General features: G+C 48.4%; 10 protein-coding genes. 8 read left to right on the top strand and 2 right to left on the bottom strand.

The genetic code is table 11. The features are described 5' to 3' along the window. The first annotated feature begins 512 nt into the window (after positions 1-512). Together EOE67_RS17105 and EOE67_RS17100 are read left to right on the top strand one after the other, a co-directional pair. The gene (locus EOE67_RS17105; RefSeq protein ID WP_127700552.1) at positions 513-908 is read left to right on the top strand and encodes a c-type cytochrome; all 396 of its coding nucleotides are present in this window, start codon (positions 513-515) and stop codon (positions 906-908) included. A gap of 349 nt (positions 909-1,257) precedes the next feature. Next, positions 1,258-3,852, top strand: coding sequence for a diguanylate cyclase domain-containing protein (locus tag EOE67_RS17100; RefSeq protein WP_127700551.1), 2,595 nt, complete (start codon positions 1,258-1,260; stop codon positions 3,850-3,852). Here EOE67_RS17100 and rep read toward each other — a convergent pair. After that, on the bottom strand, positions 3,826-5,841 hold the full coding sequence (rep, locus tag EOE67_RS17095) for a DNA helicase Rep (RefSeq protein WP_127700550.1): 2,016 nt from the start codon (positions 5,839-5,841) through the stop codon (positions 3,826-3,828). The genes EOE67_RS17100 and rep overlap by 27 nt on opposite strands. A gap of 210 nt (positions 5,842-6,051) precedes the next feature. On the opposite strand from rep, the gene ubiK reads away from it, so the two are divergent. The 4 genes from ubiK to EOE67_RS17080 all read left to right on the top strand — a co-directional run bounded on the left by ubiK (position 6,052) and on the right by EOE67_RS17080 (position 8,971). Further along, complete coding sequence (gene ubiK, locus EOE67_RS17090) at positions 6,052-6,312, top strand: ubiquinone biosynthesis accessory factor UbiK (RefSeq protein WP_068070071.1); 261 nt, start codon at positions 6,052-6,054, stop codon at positions 6,310-6,312. A gap of 67 nt (positions 6,313-6,379) precedes the next feature. Then, entirely contained in the window at positions 6,380-6,532 is a 153-nt protein-coding gene (locus EOE67_RS20565; RefSeq protein ID WP_164852416.1) for a hypothetical protein, read from the top strand. A gap of 151 nt (positions 6,533-6,683) precedes the next feature. Next, the gene (locus tag EOE67_RS17085; RefSeq protein WP_127700549.1) at positions 6,684-8,192 is read left to right on the top strand and encodes a catalase; all 1,509 of its coding nucleotides are present in this window, start codon (positions 6,684-6,686) and stop codon (positions 8,190-8,192) included. Between the two features lie 206 nt (positions 8,193-8,398). Further along, the gene (locus EOE67_RS17080) at positions 8,399-8,971 is read left to right on the top strand and encodes an ankyrin repeat domain-containing protein (protein WP_240652859.1); all 573 of its coding nucleotides are present in this window, start codon (positions 8,399-8,401) and stop codon (positions 8,969-8,971) included. A gap of 25 nt (positions 8,972-8,996) precedes the next feature. Here EOE67_RS17080 and EOE67_RS17075 read toward each other — a convergent pair whose 3' ends face one another. Continuing rightward, positions 8,997-11,894, bottom strand: a complete 2,898-nt coding sequence (locus EOE67_RS17075; protein WP_127700548.1) for an Ig domain-containing protein — start codon at positions 11,892-11,894, stop codon at positions 8,997-8,999. Positions 11,895-12,375: 481 nt separating this feature from the next. Here EOE67_RS17075 and EOE67_RS17070 point away from each other — a divergent pair, with 481 nt between their 5' ends. Both EOE67_RS17070 and EOE67_RS17065 read left to right on the top strand, forming a co-directional pair. After that, positions 12,376-16,932: an RHS repeat domain-containing protein gene (locus EOE67_RS17070; protein ID WP_127700547.1), complete on the top strand. Its 4,557-nt coding sequence runs from the start codon at positions 12,376-12,378 to the stop codon at positions 16,930-16,932. After that, on the top strand, positions 16,916-17,356 hold the full coding sequence (locus EOE67_RS17065) for a hypothetical protein (RefSeq protein ID WP_127700546.1): 441 nt from the start codon (positions 16,916-16,918) through the stop codon (positions 17,354-17,356). Before EOE67_RS17070 ends, EOE67_RS17065 begins: the two co-directional genes overlap by 17 nt. Positions 17,357-17,508 lie beyond the last annotated feature (152 nt).

Genomic DNA, 17,508 nt, shown 5'->3' with positions numbered 1-17,508 from the left:
ACAGTTTGCGGGCTTCGGCCAGAAGCGGCAAGCTGTGGATAAGTTGTGAGTATGTTTGTGTAGAAAATTCAGGCAATAGCCAGCGAGCTCGAAATTCCTGAGCATCAAAAAAGGAGTTAAGTTGTTGAGAATAAAACAAAAAACGAAGGGGAAGACAGCACAGACCCTTGTTATTATTCTTTACATCCTGTTGTGGAAAATGTTTTTTCCGCACCGCCAGCAATGATCAAAAGAAGCGATCTGGCCTGACGAATGGGTAACTAGACTACCACAACGGTTCCTTTTGCAAAGCAGAAAAACGAAAAAAAATTTGTTGAATTGACCATGTTTTAACCGGACATTTCGATGAATATTAGCTAAGGTCGATATTGAATTCATTTAGTGACGTTGGATCAGCAGTTTGCGTTTCGTTGAAAGCAATGCAGACGCTTTACTAGGGCTTTCACTCTTTGCTCCGGCAGCGCTATAATGCCTTAGAATTTGTGCGGCTTAATTTCCGGGGATCCCGATCAATGAAAAAAATTACCTTCGTTCTTGCTTTGTTAGGTTGTGCCCTGGTTGCTCAGGCCAGTACTGATGATAAATCTCAAGATGAATTAAAAGCGCGGATTGCACCGGTTGGTCAGGTGTATTTAGCGGGCGCTGAGCCGGTGGTCGTGAAACCAACAGGCCCACGTACCGGCGAGCAAGTGTATCAAGGCGCTTGTTTTGCCTGTCACGGCACGGGTGCGTTAGATGCACCGAAAAAAGGTGATGCAGCCTGGAAACCGCGTATTGCACAAGGTATGGACGTTCTGAAAAAGCACGCTATCGAAGGGATCCGCTCGATGCCACCTCGCGGTACCTGTGCTGATTGTTCGGATGAAGAAATTGTTGATGCGATTAAATTTATGACCGAAGGGGTGTAAACACCTCATCGAAGATCAGGCTGCCAGATGGTGGCCTTTTTTATAGCTAAAATCCGCAGATGCTCTGCACGGCACCGCCTGTTTCTGCCCGAAACCTGTTTGTCGTGTGGTTCGTTGCACAGCCCTTCGCACAGTCTTTCGTAGCATCCGTCCGATTTAGGTATTTCTGTTCAGCGCATCGTTTTGTCCTGGTTATGGGCATTGTCACAACACCAAGAACAAAATCGTATAAAAACAATCCACCACAATCCGGATAAACCCTTTCATCTGCTTAATCTTTGTGCATAATAGGACCTGTTCTCAATAAGATCCGACCACAGGATCACTCACAAAATATAAAGAGCGACAGTTGAAGGAATTAACGCAATCCGCAGCCAGGCAAAGCGCCAGTTTAGCGCCAGACCGCCGGTTGAAATCTCTGCTTGAACGATACAGACTGGCTTATGCGGTGCAAAAAGCCTTACTGAACTTATCGGAACTAGCCAGCACGCTTTCTGATATGTCGGAATTTTATCCGGCCATCCACCAACTGTTGAATCAACATCTACGGGCCGATAATTTTTATGTGGTGCTGGTCGACCATGAGACCGGCGTCTTTAGCCTTGAATATTTTGCCGACGAAAAAGACCAGCTTGATATCAATGATTTAAGCGCAGCGGACTTCGTTAATGGCCTGACTGGCTATGTGGTCCGCACCAAAAAAATGCTGTTGTGTGATGAACAGCGTTTTCAGCAATTACTGCAACAAGGGGACATTCGCTCTCAAGGCACGCCTTGCCATCATTGGTTGGGCATTCCACTGAACCGTGGTCGGCAGCTGATCGGCGTGATGGTGGTGCAGATTTACGATAATTCCTATCACTATCAACAACGTGATGTCGACTTACTGACCGCCATTGCGGGTCATACTGTGACAGCCATTGATCGGGTAAAAAGCCGTGAGCTGCTGGAGCAAACTGTGCGTGAGCGCACCCGGCAGCTGCAAAATACCAACCATTCACTACAGCGTGAAATTCGTGAACGCACCAATGCCCAACAGCTGCAGGCAGCGCTTTATAAAATATCGGAACTTACTGCCACTAATGCTGATATGACTGGTTTTTACCGGGAAGTGCACCAAATTCTCGCCGGGCTGATGCAAGTTGATAACTGTTATATTGCACTGTTAGACGAAACCGGTAAAAAGCTCAGTTTCCCATTTTATGTGGACCAATATTCGCCACCGTCACAGGAACGGCCGCTGCGCAAAGGTTTTACCGAATATGTGTTGCGTGTTGGCGAAGCGAGGCTAATCAACCGCGAGTTATCAGATTTATTGGTGCACCAAGGTGAAGTGTTACGACTGGTGCCGGAATCGGAGCAAACAGTACCGCTCGCCACCAGCTGGCTGGGTGCGCCGTTGCTGATCGATCAGCAGGCGCTGGGGGTGATTGCGGTACAGTCTTATGATGAAGGTTATCTGTACAGCGACAGTGAGCTGAATATCTTACGTTTTGTATCGCAGCATATTGCGGTGGCCATTCAGCGCAAGCTCAATACCGAACAACAAAAATTGCATCAGGAAGAGTTGGAACGGAAGATTTTCGAGCGTACCCGCGAGTTGCGCCAGACCAATTTATTCCTGCGCTTACAGGTGGAAGAGCGCAAAAAAGTTGAAGAACGGCTGTTCCACGAAGCGAACCACGACACCTTAACCGGCCTTGCCAATCGGCAGATGTTTATGTTGCAGCTGAAGCAACAATTTACCTTGCGTGGCCGTGAAACTAATTTGCGTTTTGCTTTGTTATTCATCGATTTAGACCGATTTAAACTGATTAACGACACCATGGGTCACCATGTCGGCGATTGTTTTCTGATTGAAGTCAGTCAGCGGTTACAGCGCACCGTCCGCGAGCATGATTTAGTTGCCAGGCTTGGTGGTGATGAGTTTGTGGTGCTGTTAACGCAGCTGACCGATGACGGTGATGCGGAAGATGTGGCGGATCGGATCATTGAAATTATGCGGGAGCCGATGGTGCTACAAGGGCAATCGGTGTATTCCGGCGCCAGTATTGGGATTGCCAGTTATAAACCGGATTATGGCAGTGCCGATGCATTGCTGCGCGACGCCGATGCCGCGATGTATCAGGCCAAAGCTATGGGGCGTAACCGTTTTGTGATTTTTACCGACAGTATGCGGATGCAATTGCTGCAGGAACTTAGCATGGAGCAGGCACTGCATCAGGCACTTTCCGACAAGCAGTTTTCAGTCGAATACGAGCCGATTGTCTGTAGCGAAAAACACCATGTGCTGGGCTACGAAGCGACGATGCAATGGGTGCACCCAAACCTTGGGTTGCAACAGGATTTTAATCGCCAGGCGGCGCAGGCTGGGGTGCTGCCGCAAATTGAACTGCAAATTATTCAGCAGTTACTGGATCAACTGCAACAACACCCACAACCGGCGGTGTTATGTCTGCAAATTAGTCATCAGCATTTGTTAAACCCGGTGCAATTTGACCGTTTACACAAAGTATTATTGCCGTATCAGCAGGTGCTACACCGGTTGTCGCTGGGGTTTGCCGAATATGATTTGGTGAAACTGAACAGTTCGAACCTGAACTATCTCAATCAATTAAAAAGGCTTGGGGTGCGGCTTGCCATCGAACATTTTGGCGCTGATACCATGCCACTTGGCATTGCAACGCAATATCCTTTTGATTTCGTTAAACTTGATCCGTCATTTTGCCGCCATTTAACCAAACATCAGCAAAAACGACAGATGCTGGATATTTTAATTAATCTGGCACAAAGCTATAAGTTTCGGGTGATTGCCGATGGCGTAGATGACGGCGATTTACGGCAACTGCTGGTTGAGCAAGGCTGTTGTTATATGCAGGGCCGGTTGGTTAAAAGCTTGCTGCAACCAGAGCAGGAATCAGTCTTTCTTCAACAACTGGCGTAATCGCTCCAGATGCGCCAGTCCGGTTTGCTGGCGCTGTTCTTCGGTTTTCACCGGCGCAGCTTGTGCCCATTCCAAATCGTCGCTTGGCAACTCGTCTAAAAACCGACTTGGTACCGGCTTGATGGTTTCGCCATATTGGCGCCGCTCACGGGCATAAGTGAAAATCAGTTCCCGCTGCGCCCGGGTAATGCCCACGTACGCCAGCCGCCGCTCTTCTTCGACGTTGTCTTCATCAATACAGGTCTGGTGCGGCAGAATACCTTCTTCCATGCCGACCATAAACACATATGGAAACTCCAGACCTTTGGATGCGTGCAAAGTTAATAACTGCACCTGATCAGCATCATCGTCTTTTTCGTTGCGCTCCATCATATCGCGCAACGTCAGTTTGGTGACCACTTCGGCCAGTGTCAGCGGTTCGTGCTCTTCATCACCTTTAAGCATTTCGGTGATCCAGCGATAAAGCTCGTTGACGTTTTTCAGCGCCATTTCTGCCGCTTTTGGGCTATTACTGACTTCAAATAAATAAGCTTCATAACGGCTTTGCCGAATGAGATCGCGCACCGCTTCCGCCGGCTCAGCACGCACCGCGTTGTCAGCGAGTTCCACCATCCAGCGCGAAAACTCACGCACACAAGCCAGGCTTCTGGCGGATAATTCGTCCGATAATTCCGGTGCGCAGCAAGCGTCAAACAGGCTGATGTGCAGCGAATTCGCCAGGCTGCCAATGCGCTCTAAAGTTGCCGCGCCAATCTCGCGTTTGGGGGTATTGATGATCCGCAGCAGCGCATTATCATCGTCCTGATTGACCAGCAACCGCAGATAAGCCATCACATCTTTAATTTCCGGTCTGGAGAAAAACGAGGTGCCACCGGAAATTTTGTAGGGGATACGGTTGGTCATCAGCGCTTTTTCAAACACCCGCGCCTGATGGTTGCCACGGTATAAAATGGCGTAGTCTTTGTAGTTGCTGCGGTTAATAAAGCGGTGCGAAATAATTTCCGCCACCACTTTTTCCGCTTCATCTTCTTCGCTTTTGGTTGGCAGTACTTTGAGTGGTACGCCATAACCGAGGGTACTGAACAGTGCTTTATCGTATTCGTGTGGATTGTTGGCGATGAGAATGTTGGCGGCTTTGAGAATACGCTCACAGGAGCGGTAGTTTTGCTCCAGTTTAATCACTTTTAAGCTGGGGAAATCTTTACCCAGCAACACTAAATTTTGCGGTTTGGCACCACGCCAGGAATAAATCGACTGGTCATCGTCGCCAACCACGGTAAAACGCTGCCGCTCGCCGACTAAAGCTTTGACCAGTTCATACTGGCTAGTATTGGTATCCTGATATTCATCGACCAGCAGATACTGGATTTTTTGCTGCCAGCGCTGCCGCACTTCATGGTTGGCGGTAAATAACAGCGTTGGCACCATAATTAAATCGTCAAAATCCAGTGCGTTATAAGCCCGCAGTTGCTGCGCGTACTGGCTGTAAAAGTTGGCAAAACTAATACTTTGCGCGTCCATCGCCTGCGCTATCGCTTGTGGCGGTAGTAATAAATCATTCTTCCAGTTGGAGATTTTACTTTGCAGCGCCCGCAGTAAATCTTTGTCGCCCTGGAGATCGTTTTCGGTCAGCTCTTTTAATAGCGCCATGCTGTCCTGATCATCAAATAGGGTGAAATTGGCTTTGTAACCAATGGCTTTGTGCTCTTTTTTGATGATTTCAAGGCCAAGGGTGTGGAAAGTAGAAACCGTCAGGCCACGCAGTTTGCTGCGATCAAGCTGATGGGAAATCCGCTCTTTCATCTCGCGGGCGGCTTTATTGGTAAAAGTCACTGCCGCAATATGCCGGGCCGACATGCCACATTCTTCAATCAGATAAGCAATTTTATTGGTAATGACCCGGGTTTTACCTGATCCAGCACCAGCCAGCACCAGGCAAGGACCAGAGATATATTTAACGGCTTCATTCTGCTGCGGATTGAGTTTCATTGATTACCTGTGACACTTGCCTTTACATCTGGCTGGAACCGCCATCGTGGACGGGGCGTTAGTGTAGCCGAAAGCGTTCGGTGGCGACAGTTCTGGCTGGCGGTCGCAGTGTGATTAATTCCATCGCATTTGCTTGAAATAGTGTTCGCGCGACGCCATCAACACTCGTAGAATAAAGTTTCAGCCGCTGCATCAACTCAAGGAATTATCATGTTGGATCCGAAAAAAATCGAAGAAATGGCCCGTCAGATTGGCGCTGCAATTCCACCGAAATTCCGTGAAGTGGCGGACGATGTTGAAGCGAAAGTTAAAGCGGTGCTGCAGGCAAAATTAAGCCAGCTGGATTTTGTCTCCCGCGAAGAATTTGATGTCCAGCGCCAGGTATTGCTGCGCACCCGCGAAAAGCTCGAAGCGCTGGAAGTACAGGTGCAACAGTTGCTGGCGGCAAAAGCTGCTGATGACCAGAACTAACAACAGACTGGCTGGTTAAAAACCGCCAGTGCATGATTTTAATGAATAAATAGATAAGAGGCCTGTCATGAACGAATTTGATTTTGATTTAGACCATCTGGATTTTGATGCTGCCGCCGCCAACAACGCCGCGCAACTGGAATTAGCAGATCAAGCCGCCGCAGCAGCCGCCGCTCTGCCGGATGAAGACGATTGCGCCGGTGGCGCTTGTAAGATTTAAATCCCCGCATCGACCAGGGATGGGTTTAGATAAATCCATCCTCATCCTTTTTATAGATTGAATCAATCCATATAAATCGTTTTTTATAATCCACTGTCGCCCCTAAGCTATCTGTGCAGGATAGAGCTGACTTCGACAGAGGATTTAAAAAATGAGAAAAACCACACTCGCCGTGTTAGCAGTGACCACCACTTTTACGCTGAACGCAGAGCAACTGACCCGCGACAATGGCGCGCCGGTTGGTGACAATCAAAACTCCATCACCGCAGGTCCCAATGGCAGTGTGTTGCTACAGGACGTGCATTTAATCCAGAAATTACAACGCTTTGCCCGCGAGCGGATCCCGGAGCGGGTGGTGCATGCCCGTGGTACCGGTGCCCATGGCGAATTTGTGGTAACCAACGCCATTCCTGATCTGACCGCAGCCAGTCTGTTTGCTGCTACCGGTAAAAAAACGCCGGTATTTGTGCGTTTTTCTACCGTTATTCACGGCAACCACAGCCCGGAAACCTTGCGTGATCCGCGTGGTTTTGCCACCAAGTTTTATACCGATCAAGGTAACTGGGATTTAGTCGGTAACAACCTGCCGGTATTTTTTATCCGCGATGCGATTAAATTCCCGGATATGGTGCATTCGCTAAAACCATCGCCGATCGACAATCTGCAAGACGCTAACCGCGTGTTTGATTTTATGTCCAACGATCCGGCTTCCACCCATATGTTAACGCAGGTGTATTCAGATTTAGGCACACCAGCGAGCTACCGCGAAATGGATGGTTTTGGTGTGCATGCTTATAAATTCATTAACGCCAAAGGTGAAGTGCGTTACGTGAAATTTAACTGGCGCAGTCAGCAGGGCATCAGATCTTTGGATCAAGCGCAGGTTGCCAAAGTGCAAAGCATGGACTTTAACCACTTAACCCGCGATTTATATAAAGAAATCAATGCTGGGAACCATCCGAAGTGGGATTTACATATTCAGATTTTAACTCCGGATCAGCTGGATGATTTTAGTTTTAACCCGCTGGATGCCACCAAAATCTGGCCAAAGGTTGCTGAAATCAAAGTCGGCACTATGACGCTAAACCGGATGCCGGATGACTTCTTTGAAGCGACCGAACAAGCCGCCTTTGCACCGGCTAACTTAGTGCCTGGGATTGAGCCGTCGGAAGACCGTTTGCTGCAAGGCCGGATTTTCTCCTATAGCGATACGCAGTTGTATCGGTTAGGCGCCAATCATCAGCAGCTACCGATTAACCGTCCCTTGGTGAATGTGGACAGCCATAACCAGCAAGGCGCGATGAATTTTGGTAATAACAAATCCAACGTCAACTATGAACCAAGCCGCATCGAGCCAAAAACGACGTTGCCGGTAGCGCGTGCGGTATCGACGGAGCTTTCCGGCACCGTGCAGCAACAGATCATCGCTAAAACCGACAACTTTAGCCAGGCGGGCGAGTTTTACCGTGGCCTGAGCAAACAAGCGCAGCAAAACCTGGTCCGTAACCTAGCCGGTGATTTAGGCGCGGTGAAAGATAGCGTGACCAAACATGTGATGTTGTCGCACTTCTACAAGGCCGATGCCAATTATGGCAAAGCGCTGACTAAAGCAGTAAAGGGTGAATTAAAGCAGGTTGAACAACTGGCTGCCCGGCTGTAACTGTTCGGCAGGAAGTACTTATCACGGCAGCCGGACAGGACCAGCTGCTGTGTTATTCCGGTTAAAGTCCTGTGAAGCTCTCATGCTCTGTCCTGCAATTCAGGGTGGGCTTCACAGGCATTTTATTGCTGATGAGCGATCGAAAATTTACCGCGGTAAAACCGGACATTTTCGACGAACACAGCGGCATCTTCGGGAGAATTAAGATGACTCGATACCATGTATTTATCCTTAGCCTGCTATTGATGATGGGGTCCGCTGATTGGGCGGTACAAGCGGCAGAGGGAGCCAGGACAGCCACCAATCCAGAACCGGAATCCAGGACAGCCACTCATCCAGAACAAGAAATTCAGCAACTACAGCGATACTTTTTCGCAGCTGCCAGAACGGGTGAACTGGTTGTTTTAACAGAATTTCTAACGGCTGGTTATCCGGTAAACGAGCGAAACGAACAAAGTTACACCGCGCTGATGATTGCCGCTTACGCAGGACAGGCAACCGCGGTTGACGTCCTGCTACATGCCGGCGCCGATGCTTGTCTGCGTGATAAACGAGGCCATACCGCGCTGATGGGCGCGATGATTAAAGCGGAATGGGACATCGCCCGTACGCTGTATGACATTGATTGTGATCAAGAAAATTCAGCGAAAGCCACTGACGAAGTGACAGACAAAGCGCAAATGACGGCGGCACAGTTTGCACAAGTGTTTGGGCAAAGTGAGAAGTTTAAGGCGATGGTTGAAGCAAAAAACCTCAAAACCCTGCAAGCAGGGTTTTGAGTTTAATCATGGGCAATACGCTGTATTAGTGCTGACGTCTGGCGCGAGCAAGTAGCAATAAAGCTAACCATGCCCAGCCTAATGAGCCACCACTTTTTTTATCTTCGGCAGCGATATTCAGTGACAAACTCACCTGGCTGCGGGCACCCAGCTCATCGGTCGCTGTGATCTGGATATTGTGCGATCCACTGCTGGTTGGGGTGCCACTGATGACTGCACCGCTGATGTTCAGTCCGGCGGGCAAAGTTGACGCTGCTAAACTTATTTTGTGTTTTTCTGCATCGGTGATCAGCGTATTTAAATCAATTGCAAAGCTTTGACCAACTTTGGCACTAAGGCTGGCACTACCGGTTAATGCCGGTGCAGCGTTGACCTGAACAATCAGATTGGTGGCGAACACGGCGCCTGCTTTGTCGGTGACTTTTAACGCAAAAGTCATCGCTTGCAAGCCGCTGGCAGTACCGGAGACTAAGCCAGATTTACTCAGTTGGATCCCTTGCATCGTTTGCGGCTGGAAGCTAATAGCACTGCCTTCCGGATCCTCAATGTAGTCATTTAAATCAAACAATAACTGCGCATTCTGGTTTGCAACAACAGTTGGCAGTGCTTTGATTAGCGCCGGTGCAGCATTAACTTGGAACGGTAATTTCAGATCAGTCAGCAATTCGCCGTCACTGACCGTCAGCAGCACATTACCTTTACCAGCTACAACTCCATCGTATTTCAGCTTATTGCCGTCGGCGATGGTAAAACCAGAGGTACTCAGACCTGAATAACTTAAAGGTTGTGCTTCGTCATCTTGCAGGAAACCCGCCAAAGCGACTTCTGAACTGACGCCCTGGTTTAACAGAATAGGGCTGACGACTGTTGGTAGGTAAGGTGCGGAATTAATTTTGAAAACTTTTAGGCTTTGACGATTGCCGTTGCTAATACTCAGCAGGTGGCTATCAATGACTTGCATACTAGCTCCTGGTTCACAACAATCACTGCTTAATGTCAGCTTCTGCCAGATGCCCGTCACATCATCATTTAGCAGAAATACCGGCTGGTGCGTTTGGAAGCTGCGGGCAATTTTGAAGCGTTTCTGGTAGTAATCACCATCTACCGAGGTGTTGCTGATGGCGCTAATTTTCAAATTTTGATCGGCATCAAGTACCAGCACAGATTCCGGGTAATGCACTGCAAAAACTCTGTTACGGCCTTCGCGGAAAGGTGCATTCACGTTTGGCATAGTACCGACTTTCTCGATACTCAGCTGACCATCGGTTAATTTTAGTTTGGCTATCTTGCCGAACGCTGGCATTAAAGCAAATAAATCACCATTGAGATCTACGACTGCCAGGATATTTTGGTGCTCCTGCGTAGTTAATGTCGGATCATTAAATTTGCGGATGAGGGTCAGCACGTCATTTTTTAGCTGCAACACTGCCAAACCATAACTTGTCAGATAAACATAACCATCTTTGACCTTGAGTTGCAGATCACTCAAATGATAGCCCAGTGACTGTGGCCAGCCTTTTGCTGCGGTCATCGTTACTTTGCCATCGGCATCGATGTTCACGACGCGATAGCTGGTCGACTCCGCAAGCAGGTACTTATCGGTGCCGACTTTCACAAACTGGCTATTGTAGCCAATACTGCCATTTGTTTCTGAAATCTCGTGGCTGTAAGCTTCGGCCGGCAGCTTGTTGACATCCAATGCCAACAGCACGACCCGCATATTGTCCTGTATCAGTACCAGCCGATTGTCATCACTGCTGAGCATGGTGGAGCGATCAAGCAATGGCAACCCACGTTGTTTGGCGGTGCGCTCCTGAATCAGTTCGGTTGCGCCCTGATTCACACTGAACATTTGCAGTGCCCATTTCGAGTTCTTCCAGTACTCCTGCTGACCCGTCTGGCTGTTGAAATGGGTTGCCATGGTGCCAGAATACGAATCTAGTCGCTTACTCTCGCGGAAAGTATTGCCGTCACGATACAGCAAGGTGCTGGTTTGGTACCTGTTGGTGACCAAATAGTTGCCTGAAACTACACCGCTAAAATCACTATAGTAGTTCGTTTCCACCAGCCGATGAGGGGTTGTGCCGACCGATTCAATGGTGCCGGACGAGCTGTTAATCTGCAGTAGATGGTGGGAATTCGTGTACGACTGAATGACCAAACGGCCGGTATCCGTGTCATAGACAGTACCGCTAAATGAATAGTCAGTCGTAAAAGTATGACGTGCGGTTTCTTTGAAAATTCCATTTTGGGTTTTAAAGATGATAACCGCGACGTTTGGCCAGTTATTAGTGGAACTGCTGATCAGAATTTGGTCTTTGCTGTTGAAAATCAAATTGGTGTTTCGAATTTCATCAATAGCAGCTAATTCACCAACTTGTGTCAATCCGAGATTGGTTACCTGATATGCAACGTACCTACTTTCGTTGTAACGATAGATCACAAAACTGTCAGACGCTATTGCTGAAGTGGCGTAGCCAGAAGTACTCGAACTACTGAGCATTTTATGACTTGCGCTGAAATCTGCATTAATTTTCAGCTCAACAAACCCGTTCCCAGCTGGCCAAACCAAAGTTTTGCCATCTGGTGAAGCAAATATTTGCTGACTGCCATTGTACTGGGGAACATTAAAAAACTCTTCATGCCGCTTGATCAAGCCTTGTTCAGTGCGTTCCAGTACAGATACTCCGCGCTCTGACACCATCACAACATGCGTATTGCGCGCAACCAACTGGTTGCTCATGGATTCGTTCGATTGACTTGCCGAAGCGATTTCGGTCAGAGCCAATTGTTCCTTGCTTTGCACCTGGCTTTCTTCGGCACTTAATACCGAAGTGTAAAGAGGCGTCAGATGTTCGCTTGCTATCGACGGATAAACTACTGCGGTTAGCAGCACAAAAACCGCCACATTCCTTATGTTCATTGATATTTTCCTGCGCTTAAAGACATTTGGAGTTATTTTTTGCAGAACGACCTAGTACCTGTATCTGCAACTTGATTTAAAAAGCGCGAAACTTTATCACAAAATAATCACACAAAGCTGGTTGTTAATGAAAAATTGCAAATTTCTGTTTTGTGAGCAAATGAACTGCTTACAGCAAGTGTTTGACTAAGGTCGCAAAGTGCGGGGAACCTGTCCGGCGTTCTCTTTCTGAATACAGCATGTAGTGTATTTTTGTTAAAAAATAGATAATTATTTGATATTTATTGGTGCAGGTTTATTTTCCGAAAATGCCATTTAACCTTTGGATCAGCCGGTCAGCCGTCTGAGTTTTCAACTTCGATGCTCAAAGCAGCCCTGTGTTTCCCGGTTGAGGGTGCTGTTACAGCAAAGCGGGGCCGGCGAAATTCCTGGCCGTTTGCCGGTAAGACTCAGAAAGGGCTACATCCAATAAGGAAGAGAGATGAATCGCAAAAATATCGTCAATATATTGCAGGCGTTATGTTGGTTATGTCTGAGTAGCACAGTTGCAGGTGTTCAGGTGACGACTGCTAATGAAGATGTCTTAAAGCGGATGGCCGTCGATTATCGGGTGCAGACGCTGGATGGTGCCGCTATCGGCGAGCAAATTGGGTTGCAGCGGGGTTCGCTGACCTTTAAAACCATTGATTTACAAATCAAAGGCAATGGGCCGGATATCATGATTGCCCGAACCTACAAAGGAGAAAACTACTCTTACCATCACAGTGTCGATATGGCGGACTGGTCTTTTGATATCCCACATATCTATACCACGGTCGTCACTGTGATGGGGGCGCGAACATCTGGCCCTTGGGGGAAGAACAAAGCCTGCTCGGGTTCAATCGAACCGGAACCCATGCATTACATCTCAGGTGGGAAGAGTCTGAGCATCGCGCCGAATCTGTTTCATAACGGCGATTTTGTATTTTCGCATGAATCCGGCAATGAAAACTTATATGAAGACAGCTCCGGAAAATTCGGCGCTCATGTCACCCGGATCACCAAATCGAACTGGAAGTTTGAGTGCCTGACGTTTCGAAGCAGCGACGGTCAGGTGATGGAGGGTTTTATCGGTTATTCGCCGACGGGGCTGAAGTACACCTTTAATCAACCTATCCGGGCCCGGATTAAACTGGCCCCGATGAGCGTGATGGATAGCGTGAATCCATTACATATGCATAGCCGCTACTTGTATGTCAGCAAAATCGAAGACCGCTTTGGCAATACCATTAATTATCAATATAGCGGCAACACGCTGCGCTCGATTGTGGCCAGCGATGGTCGCAAAGTAGATTTTCAATACGATGCGACCTCACTGAATCGAACACTGCCGCTGATTAGTCATATTACGTACGCGGGTCGGCAACTGTCTTACCACTATGAGAAGCCCGCCGGCGCGACCCGTAGCTCCCTGGCGAAGGTTGGGGTTGGTGAAAATCTGTTCTGGCGGTATCAGTTACATGAACTATCCGAATATTACCCCGAAGGAGATATCGATGCTGGCGCTCGAAATCAGTGCGCCAGAACCCCGCGGTTTTCGGGTGCCAATGGCACTTATGGCCAGGCCAGCATTCAACATCCGGCTGGGTTTAAAGTGCGTTATGAGCTGCAGTGCACCTATTTTGGCCGGGCCAATGTGCCGTCTAAAGTCGATACTTTGGAGGGTAAAAGATACATCACGCCGTATAGCTATGGCGAGATTTCCATCAAAAAGAAGACCCTTGAATACGATAGCGGGCAAAGTTACGCCTGGCATTATCAGTATTCGGGCAACCCCGGTTTTTCGACCGAGCAGGCGCTGAGTGACTCGCACCTGGTGCAGGGGGTGGTTTTGCCTGCAGGATTAAGTGCAGAGTTACTGAATGCGACCACGGTCACCAGGCCGGATGGCAGCAAAGTGACCTCGGTATATGACCGCAGCTTTACCAGCCCGACTGAAGGCTCGTTGTTGTTTGAGGTCACCAAAGACCCGGCCGGCAACCTGATGTCCACGTCACAAAAAATCTATGGCCACGCCAGAGTCATTGGCTGGGATGGGGTATTTTTTGAAAACGCTCAGGTCGCCAGTTATGCCGTGGCGGCAACACAGCACCTGAAACAAGTGTTCCATCACCAGCAGCCGTCGCAATACCGGACGCAGTTCAGTGAGTTCGATGTCTTTGGTCAGCCGGGTAAAACCGCCGCTTATTCCGCAGATGAAAGCCGGGTTCACTACACCAAAAACACCTATTTTAATGACCTCGTCCACTGGGTGATTGGTCAGCCTGCCACCACGTCGATTTCAGACAATGATGTCACTTATCTGCAGACCCAGGCCTACACCTATCATCCGGCAAGCGCGCCCGCGAAATCATTGTTGATGGAGTATTGGGATTATCGGCGTAAAATCTATAGCCTGGATTATCATGCGGATGGCAATCTCTCCCGCAAAACCTATCACCTGGCCAATCGCTGGGTGACGTATCAGAATTACTATTTAGGCTCCCCCAAGCGACTTGAATTCCCGGATCGCTATGACGCCACACAAGTGTCGGCCGCGACGCTGGACTATGACGCCTTTGGCAATGTCACCCAAACCACCGACTTCAATGCCAACACCACCCACTATCAGTACGACGCTATCGGCCGGTTAACGCTGATTGACCCGGTCAGTCCCGCCATGGCCGATACCACCATTCGTTATGAGGTGCTGGATGGTGTGTCGGGTAGTTACCAGACCCGGCAAGCGGTGGAAAAAGGCAATTACCGGTTGCAGGGCATTTATGATGGCCTGCGCCGGGCAATCCTCACCACCCAATGGGATGCCGCCAACGAGCCTGCCACCCGCAAGCAGCAATTTAGCGCCTATAACGAACATAATAAGGTGGTGTTTCAGTCGCAATGGCTGACCGATGCAACGGCGCAATCACCGGGTACCACCTCGTCATTTGATGGCCTGGGTCGGCTGGATGCTGTGCATTTTCCGGATGGCAGCACGGAAAGTTATGACTATTTATCCGGTCATGAAATCAGAGTGACTGATGCGCGCCAGCAACAAAAAACCACCACCTATCTGGCGCTGGGGGAGCCTGGCTATGAGCTGCCGCTGCGAATTGAGCAACCTGAAAATATCACCACCACGCTGACCTACAATGTTGCAGGCTATGTCACCGCCATTACCCAGGGCGATTACAGCGAGCTTCGGATTTATGACGATAAAATGCAGTTGTGTCTACAAAAACGCCCGGAAACCGGTATCAAGGCGCTGCAATATAATGCGCTCGGTCAGGTCAGCAGCTATGCCGAAGGTCTGTTAGGTAATGGCAGCCATTGTCAGGATTACAACAACGTTGCGGCAAACTGGGTCAGCAACGTCTACGACCATCATGGCGAGCTGCACCAGCTGAACTTTGCCGATGGCACCAGCCCGAACAAGCGCTATCAGCTGGACGCGCAGGGCAATCTGAAAACGCTCAGTACCGGCGGTACCGTCTGGAGTTACACCTACAATGCCGCCCACCAGAGCGAAACTGAAACCCTGACGGTAGATGGTAAATCCTATGTGATTGACCCCACGTACGATGCACTCGGGCATGTCAGTAGTCTGAGTTATGGCGGTGCAAGTATTGCGTTTGCGCCCAATGCGCTGGGTCAGCCAACGCTTGTTCAGCAAACCGGCTCGACCCTGTATGCCAGCAATGTCAGTTTTTATCCTTCAGGTCAGGTCCGTGCTTTTAACTACGGCAATGGCGTGGCGTTTCATCAAACGCTCGATGCCATGCAGCGGCCGCTGGAGATGCTCAGCAGCAAAGGCGGTCAGCACAAAACGGCACAAAGTTATCGCTATGATGCCAATCACAACGTGTCAGATATTTTTGATTTAACCAACAGCAGTAAAAATATCAAGCTGACGTATGACCAGGCCGACCGGCTTAAAACCGCCAGTGGCAGCTGGGGGGCAGGCGATTTTAACTACGACAGTACCGGCAATTTACTCTCAAAAAACCTTGGCAGCCAGCGACTGAGTTACAGCTACGACCCCGCCTCAAAACGACTGCGCTCGGTCAGTGGAGGGTATAACTTTTTGTACGACGACCGGGGCAATGTCACCAACAACGGCAGCCGTAGCTTCCAATTTAACCGCGCCAATCAGCTGACAACTTCCGGCGCCGTCAGTTATCTGTATGACGGTTACAACCGTCGGGTGAAAAAAAGCGCCACCAGCACCAGCTACAGTATCTACGACAAAAACGGCCAACTGCTGCTGACCGACGGCCCCCAGGGCGTCACCCGCTATATTTACCTCGGCTCCCAACTCATCGCAAGGGTCGGCAACACCGCCGCCCTTGAAGACAAACCAGGCTATACCGGCCATCTGGAAGATGATGATTTAAGTTTAACTTATATGCAGCAGCGGTATTATGACCCGGTGATTGGGCGGTTTTATTCTAATGATCCGGTGGGGTTTACGGGCGAGCCTGATACATTTAACCGCTACTCTTATGTTGCAAATAATCCATATAAATATTCAGATCCTAGTGGTGAGTCCAAAAAGTTTGTCTCTGAAGCTGTCAAAACTGTGGGAACGCAGTTAGTTTCACTGGGAAGAGTAACGCAGCAACAAGCTATTAATATTAGGCAGCAGGGTGGAGATCTAAGATCATCAAATCTTAAGGCCGCACAACGAATAGAGCGAGCAGCTTTTCCAGGTGCCACACAAACTAGACCAGAGAACCATAAATTGGCTGATGGCAAAATGGGAGAAAAACACATTCACTCAAAAAATACAGTTGAAGGCAAAGAGGTCAGAGAGGACGGTCACCACTTCGTTGCAAATGGAGTTGCAGATGCGGTTTCTCCTGTACTTGAAAGTATTGGTACAGGACTTGAGCAAGTTGGGACGGCCATGCAAAACATAGAACAAAACTTTCCAAGCACAATGGGTCTTTTAAATGCATTAGATCCAACATCTCTCGCAGATGAAATGACGAAAGGAGATGAAATTGATAAATCAATTTGATTTTTCATCTATGAAAAAAGACTTAAATACTGCAATTTGGCGTTACACAGATCCAAAACGTAGTTCCGGAGGCCTGCACATTTCAGTAAGTGCAGAAAGTAAAGCTAGATTAGCTTCATTGCTAGATTTTATAACTGAAAGTGACTCGGATAAAAATATAACCATTGATTTGGTTGATGTATCAAATGATATTTTGGAAGTTCCAAATTTTGGATGTAAAGTTAAATCATTTCATAAAGTAAAATTTTCTCGTTCTGAGACATGTCAAAAAATATATGTTAATGGTAATGATATTATTTTTGAGCTAAACAAAGAGAGTATTTCGAAAATTTCGCATTGCGTGAAAAGTATACTCAGCGGCTGTGAAAAAAATATAATCGTAGAGGGAGAGGTTATTAACTTTTGGTGGCAGTTACTCAAGTAATTGAAAAGTTAATAGTATGAATCTATGAGTCTGTAAAAAAATCTGTGTAAGTGGCATTCTACCTAACTCCTTGGAAGGGATAAAGAATGCCAATTACAGACCAATTACTGGATCAGCTGTTAGCTGACTGCAAATCTCCTGAAGATCTGATG

This window comes from Rheinheimera riviphila (assembly GCF_004005945.1).
Taxonomy (GTDB): Bacteria; Pseudomonadota; Gammaproteobacteria; order Enterobacterales; family Alteromonadaceae; genus Pararheinheimera; species Pararheinheimera riviphila.
This window is presented reverse-complemented; position numbering and strand designations above follow the sequence as displayed.

What these genes read in the sequence shown, in the direction of transcription:
- ubiK (WP_068070071.1), top strand. Translation starts at nt 6,052, where the DNA reads ATGTTGGATCCGAAAAAAATCGAAGAAATGGCCCGTCAGATTGGCGCT.
- EOE67_RS20565 (WP_164852416.1), top strand. Translation starts at nt 6,380, where the DNA reads ATGAACGAATTTGATTTTGATTTAGACCATCTGGATTTTGATGCTGCC.
- rep (WP_127700550.1), bottom strand. Translation starts at nt 5,841, where the DNA reads ATGAAACTCAATCCGCAGCAGAATGAAGCCGTTAAATATATCTCTGGT.
- EOE67_RS17075 (WP_127700548.1), bottom strand. Translation starts at nt 11,894, where the DNA reads ATGAACATAAGGAATGTGGCGGTTTTTGTGCTGCTAACCGCAGTAGTT.
- EOE67_RS17085 (WP_127700549.1), top strand. Translation starts at nt 6,684, where the DNA reads ATGAGAAAAACCACACTCGCCGTGTTAGCAGTGACCACCACTTTTACG.
- EOE67_RS17105 (WP_127700552.1), top strand. Translation starts at nt 513, where the DNA reads ATGAAAAAAATTACCTTCGTTCTTGCTTTGTTAGGTTGTGCCCTGGTT.
- EOE67_RS17070 (WP_127700547.1), top strand. Translation starts at nt 12,376, where the DNA reads ATGAATCGCAAAAATATCGTCAATATATTGCAGGCGTTATGTTGGTTA.
- EOE67_RS17080 (WP_240652859.1), top strand. Translation starts at nt 8,399, where the DNA reads ATGACTCGATACCATGTATTTATCCTTAGCCTGCTATTGATGATGGGG.